This window comes from Streptomyces sp. NPDC040410, assembly GCF_055595715.1.
In genome coordinates this window covers 161,055-174,866 of the sequence record NZ_JBVIVK010000005.1, presented here as the reverse complement: position 1 = coordinate 174,866, position 13,812 = coordinate 161,055, and the positions used below count along the sequence as shown (strand labels likewise).

Genomic DNA, 13,812 nt, shown 5'->3' with positions numbered 1-13,812 from the left:
AGGGTGTCCGTCAGATCCCGTCGCCTCTCGCCCGGCGATGCAGGAGCCATGTACCGCCCGCGGCGGCGACGGCGAGAGCCGCCACACCGGCCGCGGTCTGCACGGGATCGGGGCCAAGGGCGCCGCCGATCCCCGTCTTCACACTTCCCCGGGGACGCGCCTGCTCCCGGGCGGCCGTCAGCGTGACCACCAGGTCGCCCGACACCCGCCTGCCGCCCTCGGCACACGTCGCGACGATCTCGTACGTCCCCGGCTGCGCGCTCGGCGGCACCCGGAACTGCCCGATCGCGTCGCCTTTGTGCGCGCTGGGCGCCAGCGTGAAGGAGCCGGCACCCACCGCGCTGGCGTCGCCCGCGGCCGTACCGCCGTCGCCGCACGCCGCCGTGTTCGCCGTGACCTGCCCGCCCGGTACGACGGAGGAGGGGAACAGCTCCAGGCTGCCGGTACCAGTGGCGTACGCGGGCGCACCGGCGAGGCCCGCGGCGGTGACGGCGAGCGCGGTGCCGGTCAGCAGACGGACGGTACGTCGCATCGGTGCTCCTCCGAGCTCTTCGGTCGGGGCACGGCCCGCGGCACCCCCATGTGCCGCCGAGTCGGTCGCGCCCCTGCCCTTCCGAGGTAAGTGGCACCGAGGCCAGTCCGCTCCTTGACGTTGCGTCAGAAATGCGGTGAACGGGTGTCCCCGGCGACGCCCACGAGGGCTGCCCGAGGCGTGTTCCGGCAGGTCAAGCGCGCGCGTGGGGGTGCCGATGAGGAGAACACGATCGGGTTCGGCGACGCCGGTGAACGGGTGACCGGGCGCGCCGCCCGCGCCCCGCGCCGGATCGCCCTGCGCGACGGGCCGCGCTCCGGCAGGGACCCGTAGGACAGCGCGAGGCCGCCCTCGGCCGCGAGCCGGGGGCGGCCTCGTCACGCGCCCGCGAACGTCAGGTCACGCCGACCGCGCTCCAGGCCGCCGCCACCGCGTCGTACTCCGTGCCGCCGGCCCCGTACAGATCCTTCGCCGCGTTCAGCGTGGCCGTCCGGGCGCCCGCGTACTTGGTCGACGACGTCATGTAGACCGTCAGGGCCCGGTACCAGATCGCGCCGAGCTTGTCCCGTCCGATGCCCGAGACCGTCGAGCCGTTGCAGGTCGGCGAGTTGTAGCTGACGCCGCCCACCTTCTTCGCGCCGCTGCCCTCCGCCAGGAGGTACGCGAAGTGGTTCGCCACCCCCGACGAGTAGTGGACGTCCAGATTCCCCACCGAACTGCTCCAGCAGTCCGCCGAGTTGCCGTCCTTGGACGGCTTGTCCATGTAGCGCAGGGCGTCCCGGCCGAAGCCGGAGCGGACGATCTTCTCGCCGATCAGGTAGTCACCCGGGTCCGACGTGCTGTTCGCGTACCACTCCACGAGCGTGCCGAAGACGTCGGAGGTCGCCTCGTTGAGGCCGCCGGACTCGCCGGAGTACGTCAGCGCCGCCGTCTTCGAGGTGACCCCGTGGGACATCTCGTGGCCGGCCACGTCCAGGGAGACCAGCGGCCCGAACGTCGTCCCGTCACCGTCGCCGTAGGTCATGCAGAAGCAGCCGTCGTCCCAGAAGGCGTTGTTGTAGCCGCTGCCGTAGTGCACGCGGTTGTACGAGCCCTTGCCGTCGCCCGCGATGCCGCTGCGCCCGTGGACGTTCTTGTAGTAGTCCCAGGTCTTGTTCGTGCCGTACTGCGCGTCCACCGCGGCCGACGCGCGGTCGGACGTCGTGCCCGTGCCCCAGTGGTTGTCGGCGTCCGTGAACACCGTGGACGGTGCCCGGCTGAAGCAGATGCCGAGGATGCAGAGGTCGGTCTTGTCCGCCGCGTCGCCGGTGTACGTGTTCCCGCGGGTGGCGTCCTTGAGCTGGTACGTCGACCCCGACAGCGTCGTCTCCAGCGCGACCGTGCCGTTGTAGAGCGACCTGCCGTCGCCCGTCGCGGTCTCGATGCTGTCCCAGGCGTCGATCTGCGCACCGGTGCGGGCATCGGTCAGCACCGTGTGCGCGACCGGGTTGCCGAGCGAGTCCTGGGCCACGGCGTCGGTCCGCCAGGCCGGCTTCGGGGCGCCGTGCAGAGCGTCGACGACCAGTCGCGGCTTGGCCGTCACCTTCTTCAGGGTCTCGCCGGGGTTGGCGGCGCGCAGCGCGTTCACCGCGAGGTCGGCGGCCCTGGGCGCGGACACTTCGGGGGTCACGCTCGACAGGGACATGGACCGCTTCGTCGCGCGCGACGCGCTGCGGTACGAGCCGTCGGCGGCCAGATGGAGCACGAAGTCGCCGCCCAGGACGGGGAGTTCGCGGTATGTGCGGTCGTAGCGGATGTGCTGGGTGCCGTCCTCGTCGACGACGACGTCGCGGACGGCCGTGTCCTGCGCGGAGGTGAGGCCCAGGCTCGCGGCGTGGTCCGAGAGCACCGCCGCGGCGTTCTCGATCGCGCTGTCCCGGGTGGGTCTGCCGGCGGCCTCGGCGGCGGGCGAGAGGGCGGCGGCCAGCAGGGTGGCGGTGGTGGCGGCCGCACCGGCCGCGGCGAGACGGGAACCTCGGATGTGCCGTGTCCGACTCATCGGTCTCCTAGGCAAGGCGCCTTCGGGCGCGTGGGGGCGGCGCTGATGCCTGAGATTTAAGGGGCCATGACATGTCATGTCCATAGAGTGAATGTGCTGGTGTGTGAGGGGAGAGAATCGTTTCTGTGAGACTCCCGTTCTTCGTCTACGGCACCCTGCGCCCCGGCGAGCCCAACCACGACGCGTTCCTGCGCGGACGCGTCCGCTCCGAGGAACCGGCACGCCTCGGCGGCGCCGTGCTCTACGACGGCCCCGGCTATCCGTATGCCGTGCAGGAGCCGGGCGGGACGGTGTACGGGGAGCTCGTCACCGCCGTACCGGAGGCGTACGGGGAGCTGCTGCTCGCCCTGGACCTGCTCGAGGAGTCCGCCCCCCAAGACCCGCGCAGCCTCTACGCACGTGTCTTGCGTGAGGTGACGTGCGCGGCGGACGGGAGGGCGGTGCCCGCCTGGGTGTACCTCGCCGCACCCTCCGTCGCCGCACGACTGCGGGCACGCGGAAAGCTGATCGAGAGCGGGGACTGGCTCGCCAGGTGAGCCACACCGGCATCGTCAGACGAGGCTCACCCGCGCCACTGCCGTCTCCGCCGGCCGCGGGCTGCCGACGGGCCTCGACCGGGCCCGCGCGGCTACGCCTTCACCGCCTCCACCCGCACCGCACACGCCTTGAACTCCGGCATCCGGGAGGTCGGGTCGAGGGCAGGGTTGGTCAGCGTGTTGGCGCGGCCCTCGCCCGGCCAGTGGAAGGGCATGAAGACGGTGTCCGGACGGATGCCGCTGGTGATCCGGGCCGGTGCCACCGCCCGGCCCCGGCGGGACACCACCGCCACGGGATCGCCCTCCGACGCCCCCAGCCGCTCCGCGAGACGCGGGTGCAGCTCCACGAACGGGCCGGGCGCGGCGGCGTTCAGCTCGTCGACCCGCCGGGTCTGCGCGCCGGACTGGTACTGGGCCACGACCCGCCCGGTCGTCAGCAGCACGGGGTACTCGTCGTCCGGCTCCTCGGCGGCCGCCCGGTGCGACACGGCGACGAACCGGGCCCGGCCGTCCTCGGTGGCGAACCGGTCGAGGAAGAGACGGGGCGTGCCGGGGTGGACGCCGCCGGCGTCCTCGTCCTGCACCGGGTCGTCCGCGAGCGCGTCCGGTCCGTCCAGTGCCGCGTCCTCACCGTCGGCCGACGCCGCCGGGCACGGCCAGAACACCCCGTTCTCCTCCGCCAGCCTGCGGTAGGTGATCCCGGAGTAGTCCGCGGGCCCGCCCGCGCTCGCCCGGCGCAGCTCCTCGAAGACCTCCTCCGGGTCCGTCGGGAAGCCCTTCTCCACACCGAGGCGGTCGGCCAGCTCGTGCAGCACTTCCAGGTCGCTGCGGATCCCGGCCGGCGGGGTGATGGCGCGCCGCCGCAGCAGCACCCGCCCCTCCAGACTGGTCGTGGTCCCCGTCTCCTCGGCCCACTGGGTGACCGGCAGGACGACGTCCGCGAGCGCCGCCGTCTCGGACAGCACCACGTCGGCGACCGCCAGGAAGTCCAGCGACCGCAGCCGTTCCTCGATGTGCGCGGCGCGCGGCGCCGACACCACCGGGTTGGAGCCCATCAGCAGCAGTGAGCGGATGTCCGTGCCCAGCGCGTCGAGCAGCTCGTACGCGCTGCGCCCCGGCCCGGGAAGACTGTCCGGGTCCACGCCCCAGACCTCGGCCACGTGCCGCCGTGCCGCCGGGTCGGTCAGTTTGCGGTAGCCGGGCAGCTGGTCGGCCTTCTGGCCGTGCTCGCGCCCGCCCTGTCCGTTGCCCTGCCCGGTCAGACAGCCGTACCCGGACAGCGGGCGCCCCGCCCGGCCCGTCGCCAGACACAGGTTGATCCACGCGCCGACCGTGTCCGTGCCCTTGGACTGCTGCTCGGGCCCGCGGGCGGTGAGCACCATCGCGGCCTCCGGCTCGCAGAACAGCCGTACGGCCTCGCGAAGTTGCGGAACCGACACCCCTGTGATCCGTTCCACGTACTCCGGCCAGTGCGCCATCGCCGCCGCCCGGGCTTCCTCCCAGCCGGCGGTGCGCTCCTGGACGTATGTCTCGTCCACGCGCCCCTCGGCCACGACCAGGTGCAGCAGGCCCAGAGCCAGCGCCAGGTCCGTCCCCGGCCGGGGCGAGAGGTGCAGGTCGGCCTGTTCGGCGGTCTTCGTGCGGCGCGGGTCCACGACGATCAACGTGCCGCCGTTCTCGCGCAGTTCGCTGAAGAAGCGGAGCGCCGGCGGCATGGTCTCGGCGAGGTTCGAGCCGACGAGGATCACACAGCCCGTCTTCGGGATGTCCTCCAGCGGGAACGGCAGCCCGCGGTCGAGGCCGAACGCCTTCATGCCCGCGGCCGCCGCCGACGACATGCAGAAGCGCCCGTTGTAGTCGATCTGCGAGGTGCCGAGGACCACCCGCGCGAACTTGCCGAGGGTGTACGCCTTCTCGTTGGTCAGGCCGCCCCCGCCGAAGACCCCGCACGCGTCCGGGCCGTGCTCCGCGCGCGTGCGGGACAGCCCCTCGGCGATCCGGTCCAGTGCCTCGTCCCAGGAGGCGGGCACGAGTGTGCCCTCGGAGCGCACCAACGGGGACGTCAGGCGGACGCTCGACGCCAGCACCGCCGGCGCCGTACGGCCCTTGCCGCACAGCGCGCCCCGGTTCACCGGGAAGTCCGCGCGCTCGCTCACCTCGACGGTCCCGTCCGGTGCGGGCGTCAGGTTCATCCCGCACTGCAGGGCGCAGTACGGGCAGTGCGTGGGCGTCGCGGAGTTCTGCATGCGTCCAGGGTGCTTCCGCCGTGTTACGAGCGGCACGGCGCCCTGTTACGCGGCCGGGACGGCGACCTCCCCGCCGCCGCCCGGCCGACGTGAGGCGGGTTCCCTGAGCAGCGCCCCGCGCACTTCACCGGGCGCTCGCCAGCGCCCTGCTCACCCCCGGTTCCTTCGGCCCGAGGAACCGGGGATCCGGCTCGAACACCGCGTCCAGGGCCGCCTTGCCCGCCGCGAAGATCTCCCGGGCGCCCCCGTAGTACCAGGTCACGTCGTGCTTGGCGTCGACTGCGACGCCGTACGACTCGACGCCCGCCGCCTCACACAACGCGACCGCCCGCCGGATGTGGAAGCCCTGGCTGATCAGTACCGCCCGGTCGACGCCGAAGATCTTCTTGGCGCGGACGCAGGAGTCCCACGTGTCGAAGCCCGCGTAGTCGCTGACGATCCGCCCGTCGGGGACGCCGTGCCGCGTCAGATACGCGCGCATCGCGTCCGGCTCGTCGTAGTCCACACGGCTGTTGTCGCCGGTGACGAGGACGACCTCGACGCGCCCCTCGCGGTAGAGCTTCGCAGCCGCATCGAGCCGGTGCGCCAGATACGGCGACGGCTCGCCCGCCCACAGACCGGCGCCGAAGACGACGGCCACCTCGGTACGCGGCGCGTCCGCCGTCGTACGCAGCCGGTCTGCCGTCGTCACCCACATCCAGGTCGCCGGAAGCAGTGCGAGTACACACCCGGCCGTCACGGCCTGCACCAGCCGCCGCCATCCCGCACGCGTGCGCGGCAGACGCGGTCTGCGAAGTCTCGGACGGCGCATCGGACGGTCCCCCCGGTCGGCCTTTTCGGCGGTCTTTTCGACGGTCTCTTCGACAGTCAGAGACGTCCTGTCAGGCCCGCAGGTTCGTCGCCCGCACTGTGACCAGATTCACTCAGGAAGGCGTATTCCCAGGTCACGCGCCCTCACACACCCCCTGAACCCCACCGTGAACCGCCGGAAAACACCCGTCATTCCCGTGCAACGGGGCGGCAACCTCCCCCCGCCACCATCGGTGCATGACGGCGTCGAACCCTCCCCGCGACGAGTCCACGACCCTCCCCGTCGGCGTCCCGCCCCAGGGGGCCGACCTCGACAGTACGGCGCACCTCATGAACCGGATCAGCAGCCAGCTCGCCAGCCAGCTCAGCCTCGTCTCGCTCAGCGGCAGACGGCGCCCCGGCCCGCCCGCGCTCGTCGTCGTCGCCCACGGCAGCCGCGACCCGCGCGCGCTCAGCACCGTTCGTACGCTCCTCGACCGCGTCCGCGAGCTGCGCCCCGGCCTGCCCGTGCACCTGGGCCACATCGAGCTGAACGACCCCCTGCTGCCCGACACGCTCGCCGCCCTTGGCAGCGAGGAAGCCGTACTCGTGCCGCTGCTGCTCAGCCGCGGCTACCACGTCAAGCAGGACATCCCCGAGATGGCCGCCGCCGCACCGCTGCGCACGCGGGTGGCCGCCCCGCTGGGCCCGCACCCGCTCCTCGTGGAGACCCTGTACGCGCGCCTGGCCGAGGCCGGCTGGCGCACGCACACGGACGACGCCACGCGCCGCGTGAGCGGCATCGTGCTCGCCGCCGCGGGCTCCCGCGACCCCGACTCCGCCGTGGACACGGGCCGCACCGCCCAGCTCCTCGCCGAACGCCTCGGCGTGCCGGTGGTCCCCGCCTACGCCACCACCGCCGAGCCCACCGTCCCCGCCGCCCTGCGCGCCCTGGCCGCCCAGGGCCGCCACCGCATCGCCGTCGCCTCCTGCTTCACCGCCCCCGGCCGCTTCGCCACGGAGTGCGCCGAAGCGGCCCCTTGGATCGCCTCGGCCCCCCTGGGCACGCACCCCGCCATGGCCCGCTTGGTCCTCCACCGCTACGACCAGGCTCTGGCAACGCCGACCACCCTGACGCCCCCCGCACTGGCCTCGGCCTGAAACCCAGTCAGACGGCAGCGGGCCAAAAGGGGCGCGCGCCTGTGAAGCGAGCAACAACCGCAGCCGACCCAGGGGCGCGGGGAACCGCGCGACAAGCCACAACGAACCCGCACTCGCAAGACGAACAGAACCCGGCAGACGCGTAGGCGCGCCCGCAGCCCCCGACTGTCACTGCCGCCGCTTACTGTCGAGACATGGAAGGCACCGCACAGCACCCGCACGAGAACCACATCCCACCCCCCGGCTACGACCCGACGTCAGTCGCCCGCTGGGCCGCGGAACCCGACAAACGCCCCGGCCGCACCGCCTTCCAACGCGACCGCGCCCGCGTACTGCACTCCGCCTCACTCAGGAGACTCGCCGGCAAGACCCAGGTCGTCACGCCCGGCGAGCGCAGCACCACCGCCTGGGACGCCAGCCCCCGCACCCGCCTCACCCACTCCCTGGAGTGCGCCCAGGTCGGCCGCGAGCTCGGCGCAGCCCTCGGCTGCGACCCGGACCTCGTCGAAGCAGCCTGCCTCTCCCACGATCTGGGCCACCCGCCCTTCGGCCACAACGGCGAACAGGCGCTCAACGAGTTCGCCGAGGACTGCGGCGGCTTCGAGGGCAACGCGCAGTCGCTGAGACTCCTCACGCGCATCGAACCCAAGCGGTTCACCGCCGAAGGCTCCGTCGGCCTCAACCTCACCCGCGCCGCCCTCGACGCCGCCACCAAGTACCCCTGGCCCCGCGGCACCCACCCCACCGACCCCGAGTCCCCGAAGTTCGGTGTCTACGACGACGACCGCCCCGTCTTCGACTGGGTCCGCAAGGACGCCCCCGGCACCCGCGCCACCTTCGAGGCCCAGGTCATGGACTGGTCCGACGACGTGGCCTACTCGGTGCACGACGTCGAGGACGGCCTGCACGCCGGCCACATCGACCCCGACTGCCTGCACGCCGAGCCGGAACGCCGGTCGGTCTTCGCCGTGGCCGTCGGCCGGTACGTGCCCGCGGACACCGACCCCGCCGAACTCGCCGAGGCCCTCGACCGCCTCCAGGACCAGGAGTGGTGGCCCCACGGCTACGACGGATCGGCCGCCGCCCAGGCCCGCCTCAAGGACGCCACCAGCCAGCTCATCGGCCGCTTCTGCCTCGCCGCCGAGGGCGCCACACGCGCGGCGTACGGCGGCGGCCGCCTCACGAGATACGGCGCCGAACTCGTCGTACCGCGCGAGACCCGGCTGGAGTGCGCCGTCCTCAAGGCGGTCGCCGACCGGTACGTCATGCAGCGCGCCGAACAGGAGCGGCTGCGCGCCGACCAGCGCATCGTGGTCGCCGAACTGGCGGAGGCGCTCACCGCCCGCGCCCCGGAGGGCCTGGACCCACAGTTCCGTGCCCTGTTCGACCAGGCGGCGGACGACCGCGCCCGTAAGCGGGTGATCGTCGACCAGATCGCCTCCCTCACCGACGCCTCTGCCCGCTCCCTGCACGCGAGACTGACGGGACGCATGTGACACGAACGTGACCCTCCGTGGCCTGATCGGGCCACTCCCTCTTCCCCCATCACACTCCGTGCGGGACGCTCGCATGTGGCGGCACCCTTACGAGGAGGCATCAAGTGGTCGACGCAGATCAGACATTCGTCATCGTCGGAGGCGGCCTCGCCGGCGCGAAGGCGGCCGAGACGCTCCGAGCGGAGGGCTTCACCGGCCGCGTGATACTGATCTGCGACGAACGCGACCACCCGTACGAGCGCCCTCCCCTCTCCAAGGGCTATCTGCTCGGCAAGGAGGAACGCGACAGCGTCTTCGTACACGAGCCCGCCTGGTACGCCCGTAACGACATCGAGCTGCACCTCGGCCAGACGGTCGACGCCGTCGACCGCACGGCGAAGACGGTCCGCTTCGGCGAGGACGGCACGCTCGTGCACTACGACAAGCTGCTCCTCGCGACCGGCGCCGAGCCACGACGCCTGGACATCCCGGGCACGGACCTGGCTGGTGTCCACCATCTGCGCCGCCTCGCCCATGCCGAACGCCTCAAGGGCGTCCTGACCGCCCTCGGCCGGGACAACGGCCACCTCGTGATCGCGGGCGCCGGCTGGATCGGCCTGGAGGTCGCGGCGGCGGCCCGGGAGTACGGCGCAGAGGTCACCGTGGTCCATCGGGGACAGACTCCGCTGCACTCGGTCCTCGGCCCCGAGCTCGGCCAGCTCTTCACCGACCTGCACCGGGAGCACGGCGTCCGCTTCCACTTCGGCGCGACGCTCACCGAGATCACCGGCCAGGACGGCATGGTGCTCGCCGCCCGAACGGACGACGGCGAGGAACACCCCGCCCACGCCGTCCTCGCGGCCATCGGCGCGGCCCCGCGCACCGGCCTGGCGGAGGCGGCGGGCCTGGAGATCGCCGACCGCGCACACGGCGGCGGCATCGTCGTCGACGAGCGGCTGCGCACCTCCGACCCCGACATCTACGCGGCCGGCGACGTCGTCTCCTTCCCGCACGCCCTGTTCGACACGCGGCTGCGCGTCGAGCACTGGGCCAACGCGCTGAACGGCGGCCCGGCGGCGGCGCGCGCGATGCTCGGCCAGGACGTGACGTACGACCGCCTGCCCTATTTCTTCACCGACCAGTACGACCTCGGGATGGAGTACTCCGGCTGGGCGCCCGCGGGGGCGTACGACCAAGTGGTGATCCGGGGGGACACGGGTAAGCGGGAGTTCATCGCGTTCTGGGTGAAGGAGCGCCGGGTGCTCGCCGGGATGAACGTGAACGTGTGGGACGTCACAGAGCCCATCCAGCAGCTGATCCGGACCAAGGCTCGGGTGAACACGGAGGCGCTCGCGGACCCACACGTTCCGCTGGACGGCCTGGCGTCCTGACCGATCACCGCTGTCACTACGCCCGCGTGCTGCGATTCCCGGGGGGGACGACCCCCGGACCCCCGGCCGCGGGTCGGTCAGCTCGCCCAGGGGTGTCAGTTCCGCCCCGTAGAATCACCTCGTGGCAGGACGGATCAACGACGAGGACGTGAAGGCGGTACGGGACGCGGTCCCGATCGACGCCGTGGTGTCCGAGTACCTCCAGCTGCGCGGCGCGGGCGGCGGCAACCTCAAGGGCCTGTGCCCGTTCCACGACGAGAAGTCGCCGTCCTTCCAGGTCAGCCCGAGCAAGGGGCTCTTCCACTGCTTCGGCTGCCAGGAGGGCGGCGACACCATCACGTTCGTGATGAAGGTCGACCACCTCTCCTTCTCGGAGGCGGTCGAGCGCCTCGCCGCCCAGGCCGGCATCACCCTGCGCTACGAGGAGGGCGGCTACAACCCCGCCCACCAGCGCGGCGAACGCATCCGCCTGGTCGAGGCCCACAAGATCGCCGCCGAGTGGTACGTGGAACAGCTCGCCGCCGGCCCGGAGGCCGACACCGGCCGCAAGTTCCTCGCCGAGCGCGGCTTCGACCAGGCCGCCGCGGAGCACTTCTCCGTCGGCTACAGCCCCCAGGGCTGGGACCACCTCACCCGCTACCTCCGCGGCAAGGGCTTCACCGACAAGGAGCTCCTCCTCTCCGGCCTCTCCCAGGAGGGCCGCCGCGGCCCCATCGACCGTTTCCGCGGCCGTCTGATGTGGCCGATCCGCGACATCGGCGGCGAGGTCGTCGGCTTCGGCGCCCGCAAGCTGTACGAGGCGGACAACGGCCCGAAGTACCTCAACACCCCCGAGACCGCGATCTACAAGAAGTCCCAGGTCCTCTACGGCATCGACCTGGCGAAGAAGGAGATCGCCAAGTCCAGCCGCGCGGTCGTCGTCGAGGGCTACACCGATGTCATGGCCTGCCACCTCGCCGGCGTCCCCACCGCGATCGCGACCTGTGGCACGGCCTTCGGCGGCGACCACATCAAGATCCTCCGCCGACTGCTGATGGACAACGGCAGCGCCCGGGTCATCTTCACCTTCGACGGTGACGCGGCCGGCCAGAAGGCGGCCCTGCGCGCCTTCGAGGACGACCAGAAATTCGCCGCCGAGACGTACATCGCGATCGCGCCGGACAACATGGACCCCTGCGAACTGCGTCTCGCCAAGGGTGACGAGGCAGTCGCGGACCTGGTCGAACCACGTACGCCCCTCTTCGAGTTCGCCCTGCGCCAGATCGTCGGGCGCTACGACCTGGACACCCCCGCGGGCCGCGCCGCCGCCCTCGACGAGGCGGCCCCGGTCGTCGCCCGCATCAAGAACAGCGGCGCGCAACACGAGGTCGCCGTGCAACTCGCCGGCATGCTCGGCATCCTCGACACGCAGTTCGTGGTCAAGCGGGTCGCCCAGCTGGCCCGCTGGGCCCGCGACCGAGGCGGCAAGGGACCGGCAGGGCCGGCCCAGCACCAGCCCCCGCAGTACGCCGCGCCCAGGCCCACCGCGGCCGGCCCGGCCCTCAACCTCCGCAACCCCGTCTACGCCACCGAGCGCGAGCTGCTCAAACTCGCGCTCCAGCGCCCGGAGTTGGTCTCCCCGGCGTTCGACGCGTACGGCGTCGACGAGTTCACCGCGCCCCCCTACGCGGCCGTACGGCAGGCCGTCCTGGACGCGGGCGGCGCGGAGTACGGCACGCAGGACCCGCAGGAGTACCTGGTCCGCGTCCGCGAGGCGGCGCCGGACGACGCGGTCCGCGCGATGGTGACGGAACTGGCCGTCGAGGCGATCATGCGCAAGACGGTGGACGAGAACTACGCGGGCGACCAGCTCGTCACAGTCCGCCGCCGTGCCGTCGAACGCCGCGTCCGCGACGTCCAGAGCACCCTGGCCCGCCTGGGCACCCAAGGCGATCCCGCCCAACTGGCCGCCGTACAGAACGAGTTGTGGGTCCTCCAGCAGTACGACCAGGCGCTGCGGGTGCAGGGCGCGGCCGCGCTGTAGGCCCCTGGGGCGCGAGGTCTTGGAGCCTCCCGCAGAACCGGCACGCACCTGTGTCCGTGCACGGGACCGGCACCCCGCGTCTCGTACAAGAAAGCGGACACCGGCGGAACGTCCCAGATCAGGCCCCCCACGGGCACCCCGGTTTCCCACCGCAGTAACCGCGCGGTCACGGACCGGACTCAAAAAGTCACCGCACGCCCCTCGTGGCGGCGATGTGTCGTACTCCACACTGGGTTCGGTGCCTGAGTCCTCGGAGCGCGGCCGATCCGTCCCCCACGGGTCCCACACCCCCGCGGTTCCGCTCATCGCGTACGGGACGGACAGCGGCGAGGCCGCCGACTCCGCCCCCCAAGCAGCGCTGCCGCACACCTCAGCAGCGATCATCCTGGAGGTCGCCCCCGTGCAGACCCAGACCCTCACCCAGACCGACAGCGGTACGGACGGTGCGGAACCGGAGGCCGACGTTCTCGTCGCCGTGCCCCCGCGGGACCATGTCGCGCGCCACCCCGAGGCGGAGCCGGAAGGCCCGGCCGAGCCGGAAGAACCGCCCCCCGGCGCGGCCGAGACCGTCGAGGTCCCCGAGCCCGCCCGCGGCCGCGCCGACACCAGTGGTCCGTCCTCGGACCTGTTCCGCCAGTACCTGCGGGAGATCGGCCGCGTCCCGCTGCTCACCGCGGCCGAGGAGGTCGAACTCGCCCGCCGCGTCGAGGCCGGCCTGTTCGCCGAGGAGAAGCTCGGCAACACCCCTGATCTGGACAGCCAGTTGGCCCTCGACCTGGACCGCCTTGTAGTCATGGGCCGGATGGCCAAGCGCCGCCTCATCGAGGCGAACCTCCGGCTCGTCGTCTCCGTCGCCAAGCGGTACGTGGGCCGCGGCCTGACCATGCTCGACCTCGTCCAGGAGGGAAACCTGGGCCTCATCCGGGCCGTCGAGAAGTTCGACTACGCCCGCGGCTACAAGTTCTCCACCTACGCCACCTGGTGGATCCGCCAGGCCATGTCCCGGGCCCTCGCCGACCAGGCCCGCACCATCCGAGTCCCGGTCCACGTCGTCGAGTTGATCAACCGGGTCGTCCGCGTCCAGCGCCGCATGCTGCAGGAACGCGGCTACGAACCGACCCCGGAACAGGTCGCGTCCCACCTCGACCTGCCGCCCGAGCGCGTCACCGAGGTGCTCCGCCTCGCCCAGGAGCCGGTCTCCCTGCACGCCCCGGTCGGCGAGGAGGACGACGTGGCCCTCGGCGACCTGATCGAGGACGGCGACGCGGCCTCGCCCGTGGAGTCGGCGGCGTTCCTGTTGCTCAGGGAACACCTGGAGGCGGTGCTGTCGACCCTCGGCGAACGGGAGCGGAAGGTCGTACAACTCCGGTACGGCCTGGTGGACGGTCGTCCGCGCACGTTGGAGGAGATAGGCCGTATCTTCGGCGTGACGCGGGAGCGCATCCGGCAGATCGAGTCGAAGACTCTCAACAAGCTGCGGGACCACGCGTTCGCGGACCAGCTGAGGGGTTACCTCGACTGACGAGGCTGCGGGCAGTCGTGCCGCTGGGGCGGCACCCGTCCCACAGAGAGCGGCACCCGCCGGCGCGGGCGAGTGAACCCACCCGCCGGCGCCGGCCCG

At 72.3% G+C, this 13,812-nt stretch carries 11 protein-coding genes; 7 read left to right on the top strand and 4 right to left on the bottom strand.

Features of this window, described 5'->3' with window-relative positions:
* Nucleotides 1-10: 10 nt before the first annotated feature.
* Nucleotides 11-532 (bottom strand): hypothetical protein, encoded by a 522-nt coding sequence (locus ACZ562_RS13065; protein WP_471177314.1) that lies wholly within the window; start codon nucleotides 530-532, stop codon nucleotides 11-13.
* Between the two features lie 180 nt (nucleotides 533-712).
* Between ACZ562_RS13065 and ACZ562_RS13060 the strand changes: the two genes are divergently transcribed.
* Nucleotides 713-865, top strand: a complete 153-nt coding sequence (locus ACZ562_RS13060) for a hypothetical protein (RefSeq protein WP_471177312.1) — start codon at nucleotides 713-715, stop codon at nucleotides 863-865.
* Nucleotides 866-926: 61 nt separating this feature from the next.
* On the opposite strand, the gene ACZ562_RS13055 is transcribed toward ACZ562_RS13060, so the two are convergent.
* On the bottom strand, nucleotides 927-2,570 hold the full coding sequence (locus ACZ562_RS13055) for a M4 family metallopeptidase (RefSeq protein WP_471177309.1): 1,644 nt from the start codon (nucleotides 2,568-2,570) through the stop codon (nucleotides 927-929).
* 125 nt (nucleotides 2,571-2,695) lie between these two features.
* Between ACZ562_RS13055 and ACZ562_RS13050 the strand changes: the two genes are divergently transcribed.
* Complete coding sequence (locus ACZ562_RS13050; RefSeq protein ID WP_471177306.1) at nucleotides 2,696-3,106, top strand: gamma-glutamylcyclotransferase family protein; 411 nt, start codon at nucleotides 2,696-2,698, stop codon at nucleotides 3,104-3,106.
* A gap of 92 nt (nucleotides 3,107-3,198) precedes the next feature.
* On the opposite strand, the gene ACZ562_RS13045 is transcribed toward ACZ562_RS13050, so the two are convergent.
* Nucleotides 3,199-5,352, bottom strand: a complete 2,154-nt coding sequence (locus ACZ562_RS13045; RefSeq protein ID WP_471177303.1) for a molybdopterin oxidoreductase family protein — start codon at nucleotides 5,350-5,352, stop codon at nucleotides 3,199-3,201.
* Nucleotides 5,353-5,476: 124 nt separating this feature from the next.
* Nucleotides 5,477-6,163, bottom strand: coding sequence for a SanA/YdcF family protein (locus tag ACZ562_RS13040; RefSeq protein ID WP_471177299.1), 687 nt, complete (start codon nucleotides 6,161-6,163; stop codon nucleotides 5,477-5,479).
* Between the two features lie 236 nt (nucleotides 6,164-6,399).
* Between ACZ562_RS13040 and ACZ562_RS13035 the strand changes: the two genes are divergently transcribed.
* The 5 genes from ACZ562_RS13035 to ACZ562_RS13015 all read left to right on the top strand — a co-directional run bounded on the left by ACZ562_RS13035 (nucleotide 6,400) and on the right by ACZ562_RS13015 (nucleotide 13,713).
* Nucleotides 6,400-7,302, top strand: coding sequence for a sirohydrochlorin chelatase (locus ACZ562_RS13035; protein WP_471177297.1), 903 nt, complete (start codon nucleotides 6,400-6,402; stop codon nucleotides 7,300-7,302).
* Between the two features lie 194 nt (nucleotides 7,303-7,496).
* On the top strand, nucleotides 7,497-8,798 hold the full coding sequence (locus ACZ562_RS13030; protein ID WP_471177294.1) for a deoxyguanosinetriphosphate triphosphohydrolase: 1,302 nt from the start codon (nucleotides 7,497-7,499) through the stop codon (nucleotides 8,796-8,798).
* A gap of 104 nt (nucleotides 8,799-8,902) precedes the next feature.
* Entirely contained in the window at nucleotides 8,903-10,168 is a 1,266-nt protein-coding gene (locus ACZ562_RS13025; protein WP_471177291.1) for an NAD(P)/FAD-dependent oxidoreductase, read from the top strand.
* Between the two features lie 121 nt (nucleotides 10,169-10,289).
* Nucleotides 10,290-12,191, top strand: coding sequence for a DNA primase (dnaG, locus tag ACZ562_RS13020; RefSeq protein WP_471177288.1), 1,902 nt, complete (start codon nucleotides 10,290-10,292; stop codon nucleotides 12,189-12,191).
* 238 nt (nucleotides 12,192-12,429) lie between these two features.
* A complete protein-coding gene (locus tag ACZ562_RS13015) occupies nucleotides 12,430-13,713 on the top strand; it encodes an RNA polymerase sigma factor (protein WP_471177286.1) in 1,284 nt (427 codons plus the stop codon).
* Nucleotides 13,714-13,812 lie beyond the last annotated feature (99 nt).

Excerpts from the sequence above, each read along its gene's own strand:
- ACZ562_RS13045 (WP_471177303.1), bottom strand. The coding sequence starts at position 5,352 with ATGCAGAACTCCGCGACGCCCACGCACTGCCCGTACTGCGCCCTGCAG.
- ACZ562_RS13055 (WP_471177309.1), bottom strand. The coding sequence starts at position 2,570 with ATGAGTCGGACACGGCACATCCGAGGTTCCCGTCTCGCCGCGGCCGGT.
- ACZ562_RS13030 (WP_471177294.1), top strand. The coding sequence starts at position 7,497 with ATGGAAGGCACCGCACAGCACCCGCACGAGAACCACATCCCACCCCCC.
- ACZ562_RS13040 (WP_471177299.1), bottom strand. The coding sequence starts at position 6,163 with ATGCGCCGTCCGAGACTTCGCAGACCGCGTCTGCCGCGCACGCGTGCG.
- ACZ562_RS13035 (WP_471177297.1), top strand. The coding sequence starts at position 6,400 with ATGACGGCGTCGAACCCTCCCCGCGACGAGTCCACGACCCTCCCCGTC.
- ACZ562_RS13065 (WP_471177314.1), bottom strand. The coding sequence starts at position 532 with ATGCGACGTACCGTCCGTCTGCTGACCGGCACCGCGCTCGCCGTCACC.